At 32.0% G+C, this 15,287-nt stretch carries 16 protein-coding genes and 1 tRNA gene; 16 read left to right on the top strand and 1 reads right to left on the bottom strand.

Annotated features, from left to right (window positions below):
• Nucleotides 1-2 precede the first annotated feature (2 nt).
• The 9 genes from Q0935_RS05755 (at nucleotide 3) to Q0935_RS05715 (ending at nucleotide 5,929) form a co-directional block, all read left to right on the top strand.
• A tRNA-Ser gene (locus Q0935_RS05755) sits at nucleotides 3-89 on the top strand.
• A gap of 121 nt (nucleotides 90-210) precedes the next feature.
• Nucleotides 211-1,239 (top strand): uroporphyrinogen decarboxylase, encoded by a 1,029-nt coding sequence (gene hemE, locus Q0935_RS05750; RefSeq protein WP_299250346.1) that lies wholly within the window; start codon nucleotides 211-213, stop codon nucleotides 1,237-1,239.
• A gap of 68 nt (nucleotides 1,240-1,307) precedes the next feature.
• Nucleotides 1,308-2,081, top strand: a complete 774-nt coding sequence (locus tag Q0935_RS05745) for an EI24 domain-containing protein (protein ID WP_299383230.1) — start codon at nucleotides 1,308-1,310, stop codon at nucleotides 2,079-2,081.
• 22 nt (nucleotides 2,082-2,103) lie between these two features.
• Nucleotides 2,104-2,637 (top strand): GNAT family protein, encoded by a 534-nt coding sequence (locus tag Q0935_RS05740; protein ID WP_299383228.1) that lies wholly within the window; start codon nucleotides 2,104-2,106, stop codon nucleotides 2,635-2,637.
• 6 nt (nucleotides 2,638-2,643) lie between these two features.
• Complete coding sequence (locus Q0935_RS05735) at nucleotides 2,644-2,991, top strand: 5-carboxymethyl-2-hydroxymuconate Delta-isomerase (protein ID WP_299250352.1); 348 nt, start codon at nucleotides 2,644-2,646, stop codon at nucleotides 2,989-2,991.
• Between the two features lie 2 nt (nucleotides 2,992-2,993).
• Entirely contained in the window at nucleotides 2,994-3,896 is a 903-nt protein-coding gene (gene hemF, locus Q0935_RS05730; protein ID WP_299383225.1) for an oxygen-dependent coproporphyrinogen oxidase, read from the top strand.
• Nucleotides 3,897-3,898: 2 nt separating this feature from the next.
• Nucleotides 3,899-4,669 carry a hypothetical protein gene (locus tag Q0935_RS05725; protein WP_299383223.1) on the top strand — a complete coding sequence of 257 codons (771 nt, stop codon included), beginning with the start codon at nucleotides 3,899-3,901 and terminating at the stop codon, nucleotides 4,667-4,669.
• 10 nt (nucleotides 4,670-4,679) lie between these two features.
• Nucleotides 4,680-5,072, top strand: coding sequence for a YchJ family metal-binding protein (locus tag Q0935_RS05720; protein WP_299383221.1), 393 nt, complete (start codon nucleotides 4,680-4,682; stop codon nucleotides 5,070-5,072).
• Between the two features lie 86 nt (nucleotides 5,073-5,158).
• Entirely contained in the window at nucleotides 5,159-5,929 is a 771-nt protein-coding gene (locus Q0935_RS05715; protein ID WP_299383219.1) for a hypothetical protein, read from the top strand.
• Between the two features lie 7 nt (nucleotides 5,930-5,936).
• Here Q0935_RS05715 and Q0935_RS05710 read toward each other — a convergent pair whose 3' ends face one another.
• Nucleotides 5,937-8,573 (bottom strand): DEAD/DEAH box helicase family protein, encoded by a 2,637-nt coding sequence (locus tag Q0935_RS05710; RefSeq protein WP_299383217.1) that lies wholly within the window; start codon nucleotides 8,571-8,573, stop codon nucleotides 5,937-5,939.
• A gap of 120 nt (nucleotides 8,574-8,693) precedes the next feature.
• Between Q0935_RS05710 and hemB the strand changes: the two genes are divergently transcribed.
• The 7 genes from hemB to Q0935_RS05675 all read left to right on the top strand — a co-directional run bounded on the left by hemB (nucleotide 8,694) and on the right by Q0935_RS05675 (nucleotide 15,287).
• Nucleotides 8,694-9,683 (top strand): porphobilinogen synthase, encoded by a 990-nt coding sequence (gene hemB, locus Q0935_RS05705; RefSeq protein WP_299383215.1) that lies wholly within the window; start codon nucleotides 8,694-8,696, stop codon nucleotides 9,681-9,683.
• 68 nt (nucleotides 9,684-9,751) lie between these two features.
• Nucleotides 9,752-11,197: a hypothetical protein gene (locus Q0935_RS05700; protein WP_299383213.1), complete on the top strand. Its 1,446-nt coding sequence runs from the start codon at nucleotides 9,752-9,754 to the stop codon at nucleotides 11,195-11,197.
• Nucleotides 11,198-11,261: 64 nt separating this feature from the next.
• On the top strand, nucleotides 11,262-12,335 hold the full coding sequence (locus tag Q0935_RS05695; protein ID WP_299250365.1) for a CNNM domain-containing protein: 1,074 nt from the start codon (nucleotides 11,262-11,264) through the stop codon (nucleotides 12,333-12,335).
• 2 nt (nucleotides 12,336-12,337) lie between these two features.
• Entirely contained in the window at nucleotides 12,338-12,811 is a 474-nt protein-coding gene (locus tag Q0935_RS05690) for a methylated-DNA--[protein]-cysteine S-methyltransferase (RefSeq protein ID WP_299383211.1), read from the top strand.
• A complete protein-coding gene (locus Q0935_RS05685) occupies nucleotides 12,811-13,329 on the top strand; it encodes a DUF4442 domain-containing protein (protein WP_299250369.1) in 519 nt (172 codons plus the stop codon). Before Q0935_RS05690 ends, Q0935_RS05685 begins: the two co-directional genes overlap by 1 nt.
• Before the next feature lie 53 nt (nucleotides 13,330-13,382).
• Nucleotides 13,383-14,537 (top strand): serine hydrolase, encoded by a 1,155-nt coding sequence (locus tag Q0935_RS05680; protein WP_299383208.1) that lies wholly within the window; start codon nucleotides 13,383-13,385, stop codon nucleotides 14,535-14,537.
• Nucleotides 14,538-14,573: 36 nt separating this feature from the next.
• Nucleotides 14,574-15,287, top strand: a complete 714-nt coding sequence (locus Q0935_RS05675; RefSeq protein ID WP_299383206.1) for a 3'-5' exonuclease — start codon at nucleotides 14,574-14,576, stop codon at nucleotides 15,285-15,287.

The raw sequence follows: 15,287 nt of genomic DNA, 5'->3' as shown, positions 1-15,287 counted from the left end.
ATAGAGAGTTGACAGAGTGGCCGATCGTGCTACCTTGGAAAGGTAGTGTGCCTGCAAAGGCACCAAGGGTTCGAATCCCTTACTCTCTGCAAGAAATAACATAAATCGCAACTATTAACCTAGTTATGATTTAATAACAAAAGACACAGCTAAAACTTGTAAAATAGATTAATCTCTAAAAGTTAATAGCTGAAAAGTTAAAAATTAGCAATGATAAAAAACGATTTATTTTTAAGAGCATTAAAAGGAGAAACTGTAGATCGTCCACCAGTTTGGATGATGCGTCAAGCAGGAAGGTATTTACCAGAGTTTATGGAAATAAAGGCTAAATACGATTTCTTTACACGTTGCCAGACACCGGAATTAGCAAGTGAAATTACAGTGCAACCAATTCGTAGATATGGAATGGATGCAGCTATTTTATTCTGCGATATTTTAGTGATTCCTCAGGCAATGAATATCGAGGTACAAATGAAGCCAAACTTTGGTCCATATTTACCAAATCCTGTCCGTACTCAAAAAGATGTCGATAAAGTTATTGTGCCAGATGTAAAAGAAAGCTTAAGCTACGTTTACGAGGCTATTAAAATGACTAAAGAAAAACTAAACGATGATATTCCATTAATAGGTTTTGCTGGTTCTCCATGGACTATTTTATGTTATTGTGTGCAAGGTCAAGGTTCTAAAAACTTTGATAAAGCAAAAGAATTTTGTTTTACAAATCCTGTTGCTGCACACCAACTATTACAAAAAATTACAGATACAACAATTGCTTACTTAAAAGAAAAAGTAAAAGCAGGTGTTAACGCTGTTCAAGTATTCGATTCTTGGGGAGGTATGTTATCTCCTGTAGATTATCAAGAGTTTTCTTGGAAATATATCCAGCAAATAATTGATGCTTTAAAAGACATTACACCAGTAATTGCTTTTGGAAAAGGTTGTTGGTTTGCTTTAGATGAAATGTCTAAATCTGGAGCTGCGGCTTTAGGTGTTGACTGGACATGCTCAGCAAAAAACGCACGTTACTTAACAGGCGGAAACATTACTTTACAAGGTAATTTTGATCCTACACGTTTATTTTCTCCTCCTGCAGAAATTAAAAAAATGGTACACCAAATGATTAACGAGTTTGGTAAAGATAAATATATTGTAAATTTAGGTCATGGTATTTTACCTAACATTCCGTTAGAAAATGCTAAAGCGTTTATTGATGCTGTAAAAGAGTACAAAGCTAATTAGTTAATACAACTTGTAACTTAATCTTGGTTTTTGCGTCTTCTAAGTATGTTTAATTAAACACCTCTTTAATGATTAAAAACATTCTAAAAGGTATAAAAGCCTATACAGGAACATTCGCATTAATTTCGAAGTTAAAACTTTGGAAATACTTTTTAGTACCAATCATTATTAGCATTATAACTGCTACAATTGTTGGTTTTACTGCTTATGCTTTATCAGATAATATTGGTAGATTTATAGCTAAAATATGGCCTTGGGAAACAGGAGTGGAAACATTTACTTCTATTTCAAGCTATTTAGGTGGTGCAATTATTATTATTTTAGGCTTTATACTTTACAAACACATTGTAATGGCTTTGTCGGCTCCTTTTATGAGCCCAGTGTCAGAAAAAATTGAATTACATCTTACTGGAGCTACAAAACACGACCATAGAGCGACCTCTTTTAAAGAGCAACTTTGGAGAGGTATTAGAATTAATGTTCGCAACCTTTTTAAAGAAATACTTTTTACCATTCCCTTGATTATAATCAGTTTTATTCCTGTTATTGGTCTTTTGGGTACTATTCTTATATTTTTAGTTCAAGCTTTTTATGCTGGATTTGGTAATATGGACTATACGTTAGAACGTCATTTTAAATATGGAGAAAGCATTAATTTTGTTAGAAAAAACAGAGGTTTAGCAATAGGAAATGGTATTGTATTTATGTTGTTTTTATTAATTCCTATTATCGGAATTATTATAGTATTACCACTTTCGGTAACAGCAGCCACTACTAAAACAGTAGAAGCTATTAAGGCCGAAAACAAATTACTAACTGCACAAAAAATGCCAACAGTATAAATACTTAGCGTAAAATTAAATAATGATTCTACAATTTAACGACTTCGAAATAAGCCCGATTAAAGAAACAGATGCATGGAAGCTTTGTGACTTTATGGTAACAAATTCCGATCGTTTTAAACGCTATTTTCCTGGAACTTTAAGCGAAAACTTAAACCCAACATTATCGCAGTTATTTGCTGAAACTAAAGTGAAACAATTCAATAAAAAAGAAGAATTTCTATTTACTTTAAAACAAACCCAAACACGCAAACTCGCAGCAATCATTTACATCAAAGCATTAGATTGGCCTAAAAAACAAGGTGAATTTGCATATTGCATAGATTATAATTTTAAAGGCCAAAGCCTCGTGTCTAAAGCTGTAAAAGCATTATCTAATTATAGTTTTAATGCATTAAATTTAGAGACACTTCAAATAATTGCACATAAAGACAATTTACCAAGTGTAAACGTGGCTTTAAATAATGGTTTTGTTTGGCAAAAAACTCTAGAAAAAGAATTTACTCCAACTGGCGAACAACCATTAGATATGGAGTTATACGAATTATATAAATAAATAATTATGCCACATTTTGTAATAGATTGCTCTGAAGATATATTAAATAATGTTGAAGCAAAATCTATTTTAACCAAAGTACACAACACAGCAAATAACAGTTCATTATTTGATGAGGCAGATATTAAAGTACGCTTAAATCCTTTTAAAGACAACTATTTAGTTGGCGGAAAAAAGGAATCTTTTATTCATGTTTTTGCGAACATTATGGAAGGCAGAACAACCCAACAAAAAGCGAAGCTTTCTAAGAGTATAGTAACCGAATTAAAATTAATGTTTCCTGAGATTCCTTTTATTGCAATTAATATAAGAGATTTTGAAAAGGCAACATATTGTAACAAATCAATGGTATAAAGATGAAAGACAAATTTTTCAAATACATACATCAATTACAAGACACTATTACAGCAGGTCTAGAAAAAGTTGACGGAAAAGCAACTTTTCAAGAAGATATCTGGAAACGACCAGAAGGTGGTGGCGGACGAACAAGAGTTATAGAAAACGGAAACGTTTTTGAAAAAGGAGGTGTTAATATTTCTGGTGTTCATGGAAAGTTACCAGACTCTATGCAAAAGTATTTTGGTGTGGAAGATGCCGATTTTTTCGCCTGCGGATTAAGCCTTGTCTTACATCCTAAAAACCCAATGGTTCCAACGGTACATGCAAATTGGCGCTATTTCGAAATGTATGATAAAGAAGGAAATATTGTAGACCAATGGTTTGGTGGCGGTCAAGACCTAACGCCTTATTATTTGTTTGATGAAGATGCAACACATTTTCACCAAACTTGTAAAACAGCTTGCGATAAACACAATCCAGAGTTTTACCCTAAATACAAAGCGCGTTGCGACGAGTATTTTTACAATGCACACCGTAACGAAGGACGTGGTATTGGAGGTTTGTTTTTCGATTATTGCAAAGCTTCAGAAGATATGAGCATGCAAAATTGGTACGACTTTGTTACCGAAGTTGGAGATAGTTTCCTTGAAGCTTATGTTCCTATTGCTGAAAAAAGAAAAGATTTAGAATACACAAAAACACAACGCGATTGGCAAGAAATACGTCGTGGTCGTTATGTAGAATTTAATTTAGTACACGATAAAGGCACGCTTTTCGGCTTAAAAACAAATGGAAGAATAGAAAGTATTTTAATGAGTTTGCCTCCTCATGTGCAATGGGTTTACGATCACAATCCAGAAGTTGGAAGTGAAGAAGAACGCTTGATTGAAGTATTACAAAATCCGAAAAACTGGGTATAATTATGAAGTTATTTAAACGCATCTTTTTAATTATAAACTGGAAAACATTTGTAATAACAGGTTTAGCAATCGCCTCGACTGCATTTTGTATTCATTTTGAAATTAAAGCAGACTTTCCCTTAACCTTAATTGGAACAGCAATTGTGTTTCCTATTGTTTTTTCCATTGGAGGCGCATATAAACGGCGTGAAGTTGCTTTAGACGAGTATGGTTCTATAAAAGCGCATGGTCGTGCTTTATACTTTGCAGTATCGCATTGGTTAGAAAATCCGCCAGAAAATCTTAAAACAGAAATTAAAACCAACCTTGAAAACTTACTAAATTCTTTAACAGATGTTTTTACAAACCCTATTAGCGAATTAGAAAATACAGAGAAAAAAGTATACGAGAATTTCAATAACATTTCGCTGTTTATAAAAACCTTGAGGTCTCATGGTTTACCTTCTGGAGAAGCCTCTAGATCTAATCAGTTTTTAAGTAAAATGATGATTTCTTTCGAGCGCATCAAACACATTTATCAATACAGAACACCAAGAACATTACGTACTTATAGTGATATTTTTATTATTGCTTTACCTATAATTTACGGTCCTCATTTTGCCCATAGCGTAACAAGTTATAGCTACGGTTTACAATATGCAGTGCCAATTATGTTTAGTGTTATTTTGGTGGCTTTAGATAATATTCAATCGCATTTAGAAAACCCGTTCGATCAACAAGGAGAAGACGATGTGCATATAAACGTTGAGAAATTTATAAGGAATTTAGATTAGTTTTTTAAATATGAACTGCTACTGCGGAAACAATAAAACCTACAAAACTTGCTGCGAAGTGTTTCATTTAAATAATGGAAAAACAGAAACAGCACAGCAATTAATGCGTTCAAGATACAGCGCTTTTGTATTAGCAAATGGTGATTATTTAATGCAAACGCACCATAGTTCTACTAGACCAATATCTCAAAAAAAGGAGATTGTAAAATGGGCAAAATCTGTAGAATGGATAAAACTAGAAGTACTTGAAACTACTAACGGTTTAGCTAAAGATGAAGAAGGTACTGTAACCTTTAATGCTTCATTTTATGGAAATGGAAGTGTTGATGTTATCCATGAAAAGTCTGCATTTATACGAGAGAATAATTTTTGGAAATATCTTGGAATTTACACAAATAAGTGAGTTACCTCATTCAAGTAATTCGTTCACTCATTTTTAGTTTCATCATTCACTTTTGAATAATACTTTTGGTTACTAACTAAAAAAATATGAAAAGAATCACTCTGAATTTAACATTTCTATTAGCTTCAATATTAATGTTTGGACAAAGTTATAATTTAAAAGATTTTGAAATTGACTCACTACCAACAATTAAAAATCAATGGAAGTCGCATAATTCAAAGCAGCATTGGTCTATATCTAAAACTAATGATTCTATTAAAATTTCAAACTACGATTTCAATTATTTTAAAGGAGACAAACTCCCTTTCAATAACAGAGAAATTGCAAAAAAATTCAACTTTCAAAGCACTATTAGATCAATTAAAAAAGTTGAAAATGGGTTTATTATTGGATTGAATGGTGGTGAGTTTGGCGGCGGTTTGTGGTTTCTATCAAAAGATGGCGAATCAGCTTATGAAATAGCTCCTTACAAAAGAATACGCCAAATATTTGAATTTAACAATAAAACATATGTGCTTGAAGGTCTTGCTCATATGGGAGGAAATTATGGAAGCTTATTAGAAATAAAAAAAGAACAAAAATGGAAAATTCACAAAACTTTCAATTTACCAGATGCTCCAAATTTTGCAATCTTTAAAAATGATATTGTTTTAATTATCACATCTGAGCACATTATGACTTTTAATGAATTTGATAGATTAATAAAAACAGTAAAAGCTCCTTTTTATTGGGGAAGCTTTTATCCTTCTTCCGCAATTACAGATAAAAATGATATTTTCATAGCCATGAGAAAAGGTATTTTAAAAATTTCTTCTTTTGAATATAATACTGAATACACTTGGTTTGTAAAAAAATAACTTATCATCACTTCCAAACCACAACCTCTTTAGTCTTCTCGGTAAAAGCATTATAAATATGAAACAGTCTTGCTTTCAAAAGCAGCTTTCTGCCTTCAAACTGTCTAGTGTACACTAACTTGTTTTTTCCTAAATATTTCTTCCAATGTTTTTGAAACAAAATAGCGTTTGCTTTTTTGTCTCCAAAAATATCTGGAACTGGATAAAAACTTTCTACGTCTAATTTTTTTCTAAAAGTATTTGTTTTAACAATTAAATAGCGAGGCGAATCTATAGGTTCAAGTAGCTGCGTAAGTGCTTTTGTAAATATTGAATTTTCCAGTGCATTTGCTCCTACTAAATTACAAACAACATCTCCTTTATTTAAAACATAAGATTCTACAGATATATTGCTTTTATTAGTGGTAAGCAATTTTAAATCGTCCAGAGTCTCTAGAATTGCCATTCCCATTTTTTTAATTTTCTTATATAAAAAACCATAACGTAGATATAACTTAATAGCCTTATAAAACTTATATCCAAAAGCTCCTAAAAGAGCGATTAATAGAGAATATAAAAAATACAGGATGCCTTGCTGCAAAACAATAGCTGCACTTTTAATTATGAATTCTACGTAGAAGATCATAAAACCTAAAAACAATTCAGCTATAAAAAAACGTAAAACATCAAAATAGTAAATCTGTTTTTGCTTTTTAAAAGGAACATCTTTGAGATGAAGCACCTTTACTTGCTTTGTTAATTTGGTACCACTACCAATACTATTCTTCCATTTTAAAATAACATTACTTCTTTGCTTTGCTTGATCTAATGTATGCGTATTTAAAGCATCAATAGTATCTGGATTAATATTTTTAGGAAAGTACAAACGCTCGAACCCATTAGATATAAACGGAATTTTATTATTGGTTACACCTACAAAAGCTTCGAAACGTCGTTTTAAAATAGCAACCTCTCTACCTCCATCGTCCTGCGTTGGATCTATACTTGCTAAATGCCAAATACTACCTGTTTTATTTGGAGAATCTGCATCTGTTCTAATAGCTCTACCTCGCATTTGGTTTGAAGACACAAACGAGCCAACAAAAGAAGCTAAAATTAAACTGTTAATGGATGGCGCATCCCAACCTTCGCCTAATAAAGACTTTGTACCAACCAGCGTTTTAATATCACCGTTTTCAAATAGTTTTGTAATACTACCAACTATCGTTTTTTTAGCCGTTGTATTTGGAAATATCTGCACAAAAGAAGCATCTACATCTAAAGGTTTAAATGAGAAGTTCTCCTTCTCCTCGATAGCAAACAAAGCATTTAATATTGAATTATGAACAATCACAATACTACCAGAAAGCACGGCAAGATCTTCCTTATTTCCGCAATAATAGCGTACATATTGAAAGATAGAAACAACACCAATACTATCTATCTTACTAATGTCTTTATCTTTAGTAGTTAAAAACGCTTTCCTTATATAATCTGTAAGAATAACACAACGTAGGTTTTCTTTTAAATGCGCTTTTTCACTAGCAATAATACTTACTATACTTTTAAGTTTACTTGGGCTATTGGAAAGCGATTTATAAATTAAATGGTTTCCTATAAAATCTACTTTCTTACGTTCGAAAGCTTTTAATAATCGTAATCGTTTTTCTAAGGTTTTTAAATATGTTTCATCATCAAGAAGTTCTTCTCTATCTTCAACTAATATATTTTGAAATAAAACTTGAAGCCATTCTAACTCAAACTTAGGAAGCTTAATAGCTTCATCTTTTTCAAAACCAAGAATTTCTAATTTTTCAATATCTATAGCAAAACCGCATGCATGCAAAGCAATTAATATTGCCGAAAAGTATTTTGTATTTGCATACAATGCATCTAAATTCCAGTTCGGGTTTTTATAAAACCTATGATTTATTAAAAAATTAATAAAAGCCTCATCATTTAAAAGGCTCTCCTTAAAATCGGCTATTTTACGTCTATATTCAACTATAAAATTAATCTCTAAATCGTCTGGCTTAGAGAAATACACATAATCTTGGTGCGCGCACAAATCACCTTCTTTTACTAAATCTGGTACAGCAATTTCATCGTCAATCTCACCACATAATGTAAAATATTTAGACACCTCTGCTCTACTACTATCGTAAGGTGGTGTTGCTGTTAGTGAAACCATGTAAAACGAACTGTTGTTTTTTAGGTCTATTAAACACGTCCACCAAGCATTTTTTAAATGGTGTGCTTCATCTAAAACAAGAGTTTCAATATTGTGACTTTTAAAGAATTTATAGTAATCGTTTTTATCCTCGAAGGTTTTATAAAAAGCATGAAGCGACTGGTAGGTAGAAAAAGTAACATCGCTAGGCGATTTTATATCAAAAGAAAAGGCATTAAATTTATTCGTTTCAGAAAAGAACGTCTGCAATCTATCTTTCCATTGGTTTCTTATAGTAAGCGTTGGCGCAAGCACTAAAGTCTTTTTTCCTAATCGTCTTACAATCTCGATTCCTAAAATGGTTTTTCCAGAACCTGGAGGTGCAATAACGTGAAAATGATTATCTGCCATGTGGCTATCAAAATGCTTTAATAACTCTGCTTGATAACTTCTCCAAGGAAAAATAAATTCTAATGTATCTAAAGATTCAATCAATTATAAAATGGTTTAATTCCAATAAATAAAACAAGCCTATTAATTTAAATAATGTAAGCTTCATTTCGCTTGTTAATTGGTATAATCATTAACTTTGTATTCGTTAAAAGTAATAAAACTATGTATCCAATAAAAAGAAATAGAAGATTAAGAACTAACGAAGCCATTAGAAGTTTAGTTAGAGAAACTATAATATCTCCAAACGATTTTTTAGTACCACTTTTTGTGGTTGAAGGAAAAGGTATAAAAGAAGAAATTGCTTCTATGCCAAATTACTATCGTTACAGTTTAGATTTATTACAAGCCGAAGTTAAAGAGCTTTGGAAACTAGGTTTAAAATCTGTTTTACTATTTGTAAAAGTACCAGACAATTTAAAAGACAATAAAGGTACCGAAGCAATAAATCCTGATGGATTAATGCAACGCGCTATTAAAACGGTAAAAAATGCTTGTCCAGATATGCTAGTGATGACGGATGTTGCACTAGATCCATACTCGGTTTACGGGCACGATGGTATTATAGAAGATGGTAAAGTAATTAACGATGATAGTGTTGATGTATTAACAGAAATGAGTCTTTCTCATGCCGAAGCTGGAGCCGATTTTCTAGCACCTAGCGACATGATGGATGGTCGTATTTTATCTATTCGTGAAGCTTTAGAAGACGAAGGTTATACAGATACAGGAATCATGAGTTATTCGGCAAAATATGCCTCTGCATTTTATGGTCCTTTTCGTGATGCTTTAGACTCTGCTCCTGTAGATGCTTTAGATATTCCGAAAGATAAAAAAACATACCAAATGGATTACGCAAACCGTTTTGAAGCGCTACGTGAAACCGAAATGGATATTGACGAAGGTGCAGATATTGTTATGGTAAAACCAGGTTTATGCTATTTAGATATTGTACGCGAAATTAAAAATGAAGTCGATGTACCTGTTGCTGTATATCAAGTTTCTGGAGAGTATTCTATGCTTAAAGCTGCTGCCGAAAAAGGTTGGCTAGACCACGATGCAGTAATGATGGAACAAATTACTGCCATTAAACGTGCTGGCGCAGATATAATTGCGAGTTATTTTGCAAAAGATGTAGTAAAATTAATATCGTAATATCTCTTTCTAATTTAATTACCAATCTTAATATTGATTTTGGTTATATTTGATTTCAAACAAACCAAATGGATTCTAACGAACTTGATATTCTATTTAAATCTGATAAAACAAATTGGTATACCACAAATATTAATGGCTCAAAAATATGGAATAAAGAAAAACTAAACCTCTTTTGGGCCATGATTAAAATCCATAAAATTTTAAAAAACGATTTAGAATTTAATGGATTTATTTTTCCTTCTTTTTATAAAAACCCATTATTTCTCAATACAGACGCTATCTACTTCTTTGAAGTTTTTGGTGCCGCTGGAATTGATATTCAAAAAAAAATACGCTTTATAAACTGTACTTTTTTAGGAGATTTTTTATTTAATAATTTTAAACACACAACACCAACAACTTTAAATCGTAATATCAATTTAAACAATGACCTATCGTTTATAAACTGTAACTTTTTAGATAAATTTAGATTAGTATCTGTAAATATTAGTGAGAGACTAGCTATTCACGAATGCACATTCGAAAACGAATTCCTTCTAATGGAATCCAAAATTTTAAATCAGCTTTCTATATATAAGTGTGATTTTAATAAAAAAACGACATTCTGGAGAAATCAAATAAAGAGGACTAATTTCAGTGGAAATAATTTTAATGCACTATCACAATTATCTAATTCAACTTATACAGATAGTTTTAGTCTTGACTCATGTACTTTCAATAACAAAACTGAATTTAATAATAACAACTATAACAAAGCTTTTTCTATACATTCTACAAAATTTAACCGAACAGTTATATTCCAAGCTGAAAAATTTCAAAACGGTAGTTTTAAAGATATAAATTTTTCAAAAGAACATTCTTACATAAAAGATATTTCACTTACAGCTAACAGTTTTCTAAGTCTTAGAAATAATTATTTTCCAAGTAATTTCTCTTTTATTAAATCTAATTGTACTAATATTCTTTTCATGGAATCAACTGTCGAACATGTGAAGTTTGATTCTTGTACTTGGAACATAACGAATAGACTTCTTATAAAAGATGAAACAGATTTAGAAAATCTCAGCATTTCAAACTACTTAAAACTTGAACAGATTTATCGTCAATTAAAGAAAAATTTTGATGGACAAAAGGATTGGGAATTGTCTGGTTATGCATACATCAGTGAAATGGAAATGAGAAAGAAACGTTTATTTCTTGAGAAAAAATGGTTTTCATTTTTCATCTATTGGTTTTATGGTTTTTTTGGAGGATATACTCAAGATTTTCTAAGACCAATTAAAAGCTTGTTTTTATTAATATTTATTAGCACAATAGCATACTTTTTTATTGATTACAACCTTATAAATGCGTTAGAAAGAGGTGCAAATGGATCTATTCCTTATATAGAAATTAGAGAGGATGAACCGTATCCAGGATATTGGTTATTATTAAAAAACATTCAATTAATATTAGGAGGTATTTTCATTTCTTTCTTTATTTTAGGGCTAAGAAAAAGATTCAAACAATAAAAATTCTAAAAATTTATAATAAATTAATATCGTAAATTAGCCACAAACAAACCAAAATCAATTCATGGGATTATTATTATTTTACGGCGTTATTTCTATTTTCTTCTCTTTTTTATGCTCTATTTTAGAAGCAGTACTTTTAAGTGTTACACCAACATTTATTAACTTAAAAAAACAAGAAGGAAAAGCATTTGCCGAAAACCTAGAAGAACTTAAAAAAGACGTAGACAGACCATTAATTGCTATTCTTACTTTAAATACTATTGCCCACACTGTTGGTGCCATTTTAGTTGGTAAAGAAGCAGAAGGTCTTTACGGAAGTGGAGATGGATATGGTGTATTTATTGTTTCGGCAGTAATGACTATTTTAATATTAGTAGCTTCAGAAATTATTCCAAAAACTATTGGTGCAACTTACTGGAAAAGTTTAGCTAATTTTACTACAAAAGCCCTTAACATTCTAATTTTTCCTTTAAAATGGACAGGATTATTATGGTTAATGCAGTTAACTACAAAGCTAATTGGTGGTAAAGGTCATGGTAGCGTATTAAGTAGAGAAGGTTTTCTTGTTATGGCAGATATGGCACACGAAGAAGGTGTTTTTGAAGGTAACGAAAGTAAAATTATTAAAAACCTTTTAACCTTTAAGGAAGTCTTTGCTAAAAATGTAATGACTCCTCGAACGGTTATGAAATCTGAAAATGAAGACACTACCGTAGAAGATTTTTTTAATAGAAATATGAATCTTCGTTTTTCTAGAATACCAGTATATTCTAAAACCGAAGACAACATAAAAGGACTAGTTTTAAAAGACGAAATCTTTAAAGAAATGGCTTTAGGTAATGGTTCTAAAAAGTTAGTAGAACTAAAAAGAGACATTATAATTGTAGACAGAAATTTAGCAATACCAACATTGTTCGAGCAGCTTGTAGAAACTAGAAACCACATGGCTCTAGTAGTAGACGAGTATGGTTCTGTTAGCGGTATTGTAACCATGGAAGATGTTATAGAAACACTTTTAGGTATGGAAATTATGGACGAAAGCGATAACGTAAGCGATCTACAAAGTCTCGCAAGAAAAAGCTGGGAAGCACGTGCTAAAAAACTTGGTATTATAGACGAAAATAATCCTGAGTAACAATGGAAACATGCATTATCAAATCGCCTTTAGGTTTCACCAAGATAACTGGCGATTTAGATGGTATTGCATCGGTAACTGTTTTAAATTCTGAAGAAAAAACAACAGATATTATCCCAGAGGTTCTGGAAGATTGTGTGATTCAGCTTAATGAATATTTCGAAGGATCGCGTGAGCAATTCAGCTTAAAGCTTAATCCTAAAGGTACAGATTTTCAAAACCGTGTTTGGAATGCATTGCAAACTATTCCTCATGGTAAAACCACATCTTACCTTCAGCTTTCAAAACAATTAGGCGACGTAAAAGCAATTAGAGCTGTTGCCAATGCTAATGGCAAAAATCCATTATGGATTGTCATTCCTTGCCACAGAGTTATTGGTAGCGATGGAAGCTTAACCGGTTATGCGGGAGGTTTACACCGAAAAAAATGGCTTATTGAACATGAGAGTCCGTACAAACAACAATCTTTATTTTAATGTATAAAATTGCAACCGATTTTTTAACACGTTTTATAAAACCGTCAACCATTTACAAATATGGTTTTAATTGGTCGCCAATGTACAGGCGTACTACCGCAAAACTTGTTAATGTAAGCGACGATTTACACTACGTAAAAATTAGATTAAAACTAAATTGGAAAAATCGTAATTATGCAGGCTCTATGTTTGGTGGCAGTATGCTAGCAGCTACAGATCCAATTTACATGATACAACTTATTCAAATTCTTGGTAACGATTATGTGGTTTGGGACAAAGCGGTTACAGCAAAATATAAACGCCCAGGAAAAGGCACTATCCACGGTGAGTTTATTTTTTCTGCTGAAGAAATAGATGCACTTAAGCAAAAGCTTAAAACCGAACAAGAAGTTAATCTTGAAAAAACAATGCATTTACTAAATGCAAATGCAGAGGTTGTAGCAGAATTTTCTAAAACACTATATGTGGCAGAAAAAACCTACTACAAGAAAAAGCAAGCACTAAGACACGCAAAATAATTAGCTTTCAGTTATAATTTCATTATATTTAAAATTCTAAACTATTTATATAAATGAAATTTTTAAAAAAGCTTCTAAAAGTAATCGTAGTCCTTTTTGGTTTACTAATTGCAACACTTTACATTACAGATACAGATTACCTTATTAAGGCTGTCCGCACCATCTACATGCGAGGTTATACTACTGCTTTTTTAGACGATTATAAAAAGTTTGACAACCAAGTTATAGAAAATGGAACACCTCAACCTTGGCCAAACCATAAAGACTATAATGCAGCAAAAGAAACTGCAACTTTACAAACAGCAAATAAAGATTGGGGAACAATAGCTTATGTTATTATTAAAAATGACAGCATTTGGTTCGAGAACTATTACGATGGTTACAACGAAAACTCGAAATCCAACTCGTTTTCTATGGCTAAAAGTTATGTCTCTGGATTAATGGGAAAAGCCATTATGGATGGTTATATTAAAAGTTTAGATCAACCAGTTTGCGATTTTCTTCCAGAATTTTGCGAGGGATTAGCTTCTAAAATGACGGTTGGCGATTTATCTTCAATGAGTTCTGGAACCAATTGGGACGAAGCTTACTATTCGCCATTATCTATCACTACACGTGCTTATTTCGATGATGATTTAGCCAAAGTAATGAATGGCTTAAAAGTTGTTGACGAGCCAGGAAAAGCCTTTAAATACGCAAGTGGAGACACGCAAATGCTAGCTATGGTTATTGAAAAAGCTACAGGTAAAAAATTATATACTTATTTTGAAGAAAGCTTTTGGAAACCTTTAGGTAGCGAAAACCAAACGCTTTGGCAAGTAGATAGTGAAGAACACGATCTTGTAAAAGCGTATTGCTGTATAGCAAGTAACGCTAAAGATTTTGCACGTTTTGGAAAACTATATAAAGACAACGGTAAATGGAATGGGAAGCAAATATTAGACTCTGCTTTTGTAGCCAAATCTTTAACTCCAAAATTCGATCCTGTTTACGGTTACGGTTGGTGGCTTAAAAAACACAACGGTAAAGACTTTGCAATGATGCGTGGACATCTTGGTCAATACGTAATTGTACAACCAGAAGACAATGTTATTATTGTGCGCTTGGGTCGCCAGAAATCTCCAGACGCAGGCATTGGTGCTTACACTAGTGATATTTCACTTTATATAGATGAGGCTTATAAAATGTTGGATACTGATAAAAATTAATTTTTAAAAAGACTTTCGCTTTCGCGGAAAACACCCATGATTACAAAACTCAACCTAGAAAACATATTATTTTTAGATATTGAAACTGTTCCAGAAACACACCATTTCTCTGAACTCGATAAAACGAAACAAGAACTTTGGGAAGCAAAATCGCGTTACCAAAGAAAGGAAGAGTTTTCGGCTGAGGAGTTTTACGATCGTGCAGGTATTTGGGCTGAGTTTGGTAAGATTATATGTATATCGGTTGGGTATTTTACTAATCAAGAGGAAACACGCTTGTTTCGCACCACTTCTTTTCATGGAGAAGAACCAGCACTTTTAAGAGCGTTTAAGAACTTGTTAACATCTCATTTTAGCCAAGCTAAACATTTACTTTGTGCTCATAATGGAAAAGAATTCGATTTTCCATATATAGCGCGACGTATGATTATTCACAATATCGAATTGCCTCACAAACTTAATCTCTTTGGTAAAAAACCATGGGAAGTACCTCATCTTGATACTTTAGAATTATGGAAATTTGGTGATTACAAAACGTATACTTCTTTAAAATTAATGACTAACGTTTTAGGTATCCCATCGCCAAAAGACGATATTGATGGTAGCGAAGTTTACAAAACCTATTATGAAGATAACGACATTAATAGAATAGTAGTTTATTGTGAAAAAGACACCATTGCAGTAGCACAAATTTTCTTGAGGCTTCGAGGTGAAAGTATACTTGGGGACGATGAGATTATACATGTGTAA

This window comes from uncultured Lacinutrix sp., from assembly GCF_947500605.1.
Classification (GTDB): domain Bacteria; phylum Bacteroidota; class Bacteroidia; order Flavobacteriales; family Flavobacteriaceae; genus Lacinutrix.
Note: the sequence above shows the minus strand (reverse complement) of the source record. Positions and strands in the feature narration are given on the sequence as shown.

What these genes read in the sequence shown, in the direction of transcription:
- Q0935_RS05700 (WP_299383213.1), top strand. Translation starts at nt 9,752, where the DNA reads ATGGATTCTAACGAACTTGATATTCTATTTAAATCTGATAAAACAAAT.
- Q0935_RS05680 (WP_299383208.1), top strand. Translation starts at nt 13,383, where the DNA reads ATGAAATTTTTAAAAAAGCTTCTAAAAGTAATCGTAGTCCTTTTTGGT.
- Q0935_RS05720 (WP_299383221.1), top strand. Translation starts at nt 4,680, where the DNA reads ATGAACTGCTACTGCGGAAACAATAAAACCTACAAAACTTGCTGCGAA.
- hemB (WP_299383215.1), top strand. Translation starts at nt 8,694, where the DNA reads ATGTATCCAATAAAAAGAAATAGAAGATTAAGAACTAACGAAGCCATT.
- hemF (WP_299383225.1), top strand. Translation starts at nt 2,994, where the DNA reads ATGAAAGACAAATTTTTCAAATACATACATCAATTACAAGACACTATT.
- Q0935_RS05675 (WP_299383206.1), top strand. Translation starts at nt 14,574, where the DNA reads ATGATTACAAAACTCAACCTAGAAAACATATTATTTTTAGATATTGAA.
- Q0935_RS05685 (WP_299250369.1), top strand. Translation starts at nt 12,811, where the DNA reads ATGTATAAAATTGCAACCGATTTTTTAACACGTTTTATAAAACCGTCA.
- hemE (WP_299250346.1), top strand. Translation starts at nt 211, where the DNA reads ATGATAAAAAACGATTTATTTTTAAGAGCATTAAAAGGAGAAACTGTA.
- Q0935_RS05725 (WP_299383223.1), top strand. Translation starts at nt 3,899, where the DNA reads ATGAAGTTATTTAAACGCATCTTTTTAATTATAAACTGGAAAACATTT.
- Q0935_RS05745 (WP_299383230.1), top strand. Translation starts at nt 1,308, where the DNA reads ATGATTAAAAACATTCTAAAAGGTATAAAAGCCTATACAGGAACATTC.
- Q0935_RS05735 (WP_299250352.1), top strand. Translation starts at nt 2,644, where the DNA reads ATGCCACATTTTGTAATAGATTGCTCTGAAGATATATTAAATAATGTT.
- Q0935_RS05695 (WP_299250365.1), top strand. Translation starts at nt 11,262, where the DNA reads ATGGGATTATTATTATTTTACGGCGTTATTTCTATTTTCTTCTCTTTT.
- Q0935_RS05690 (WP_299383211.1), top strand. Translation starts at nt 12,338, where the DNA reads ATGGAAACATGCATTATCAAATCGCCTTTAGGTTTCACCAAGATAACT.
- Q0935_RS05715 (WP_299383219.1), top strand. Translation starts at nt 5,159, where the DNA reads ATGAAAAGAATCACTCTGAATTTAACATTTCTATTAGCTTCAATATTA.
- Q0935_RS05740 (WP_299383228.1), top strand. Translation starts at nt 2,104, where the DNA reads ATGATTCTACAATTTAACGACTTCGAAATAAGCCCGATTAAAGAAACA.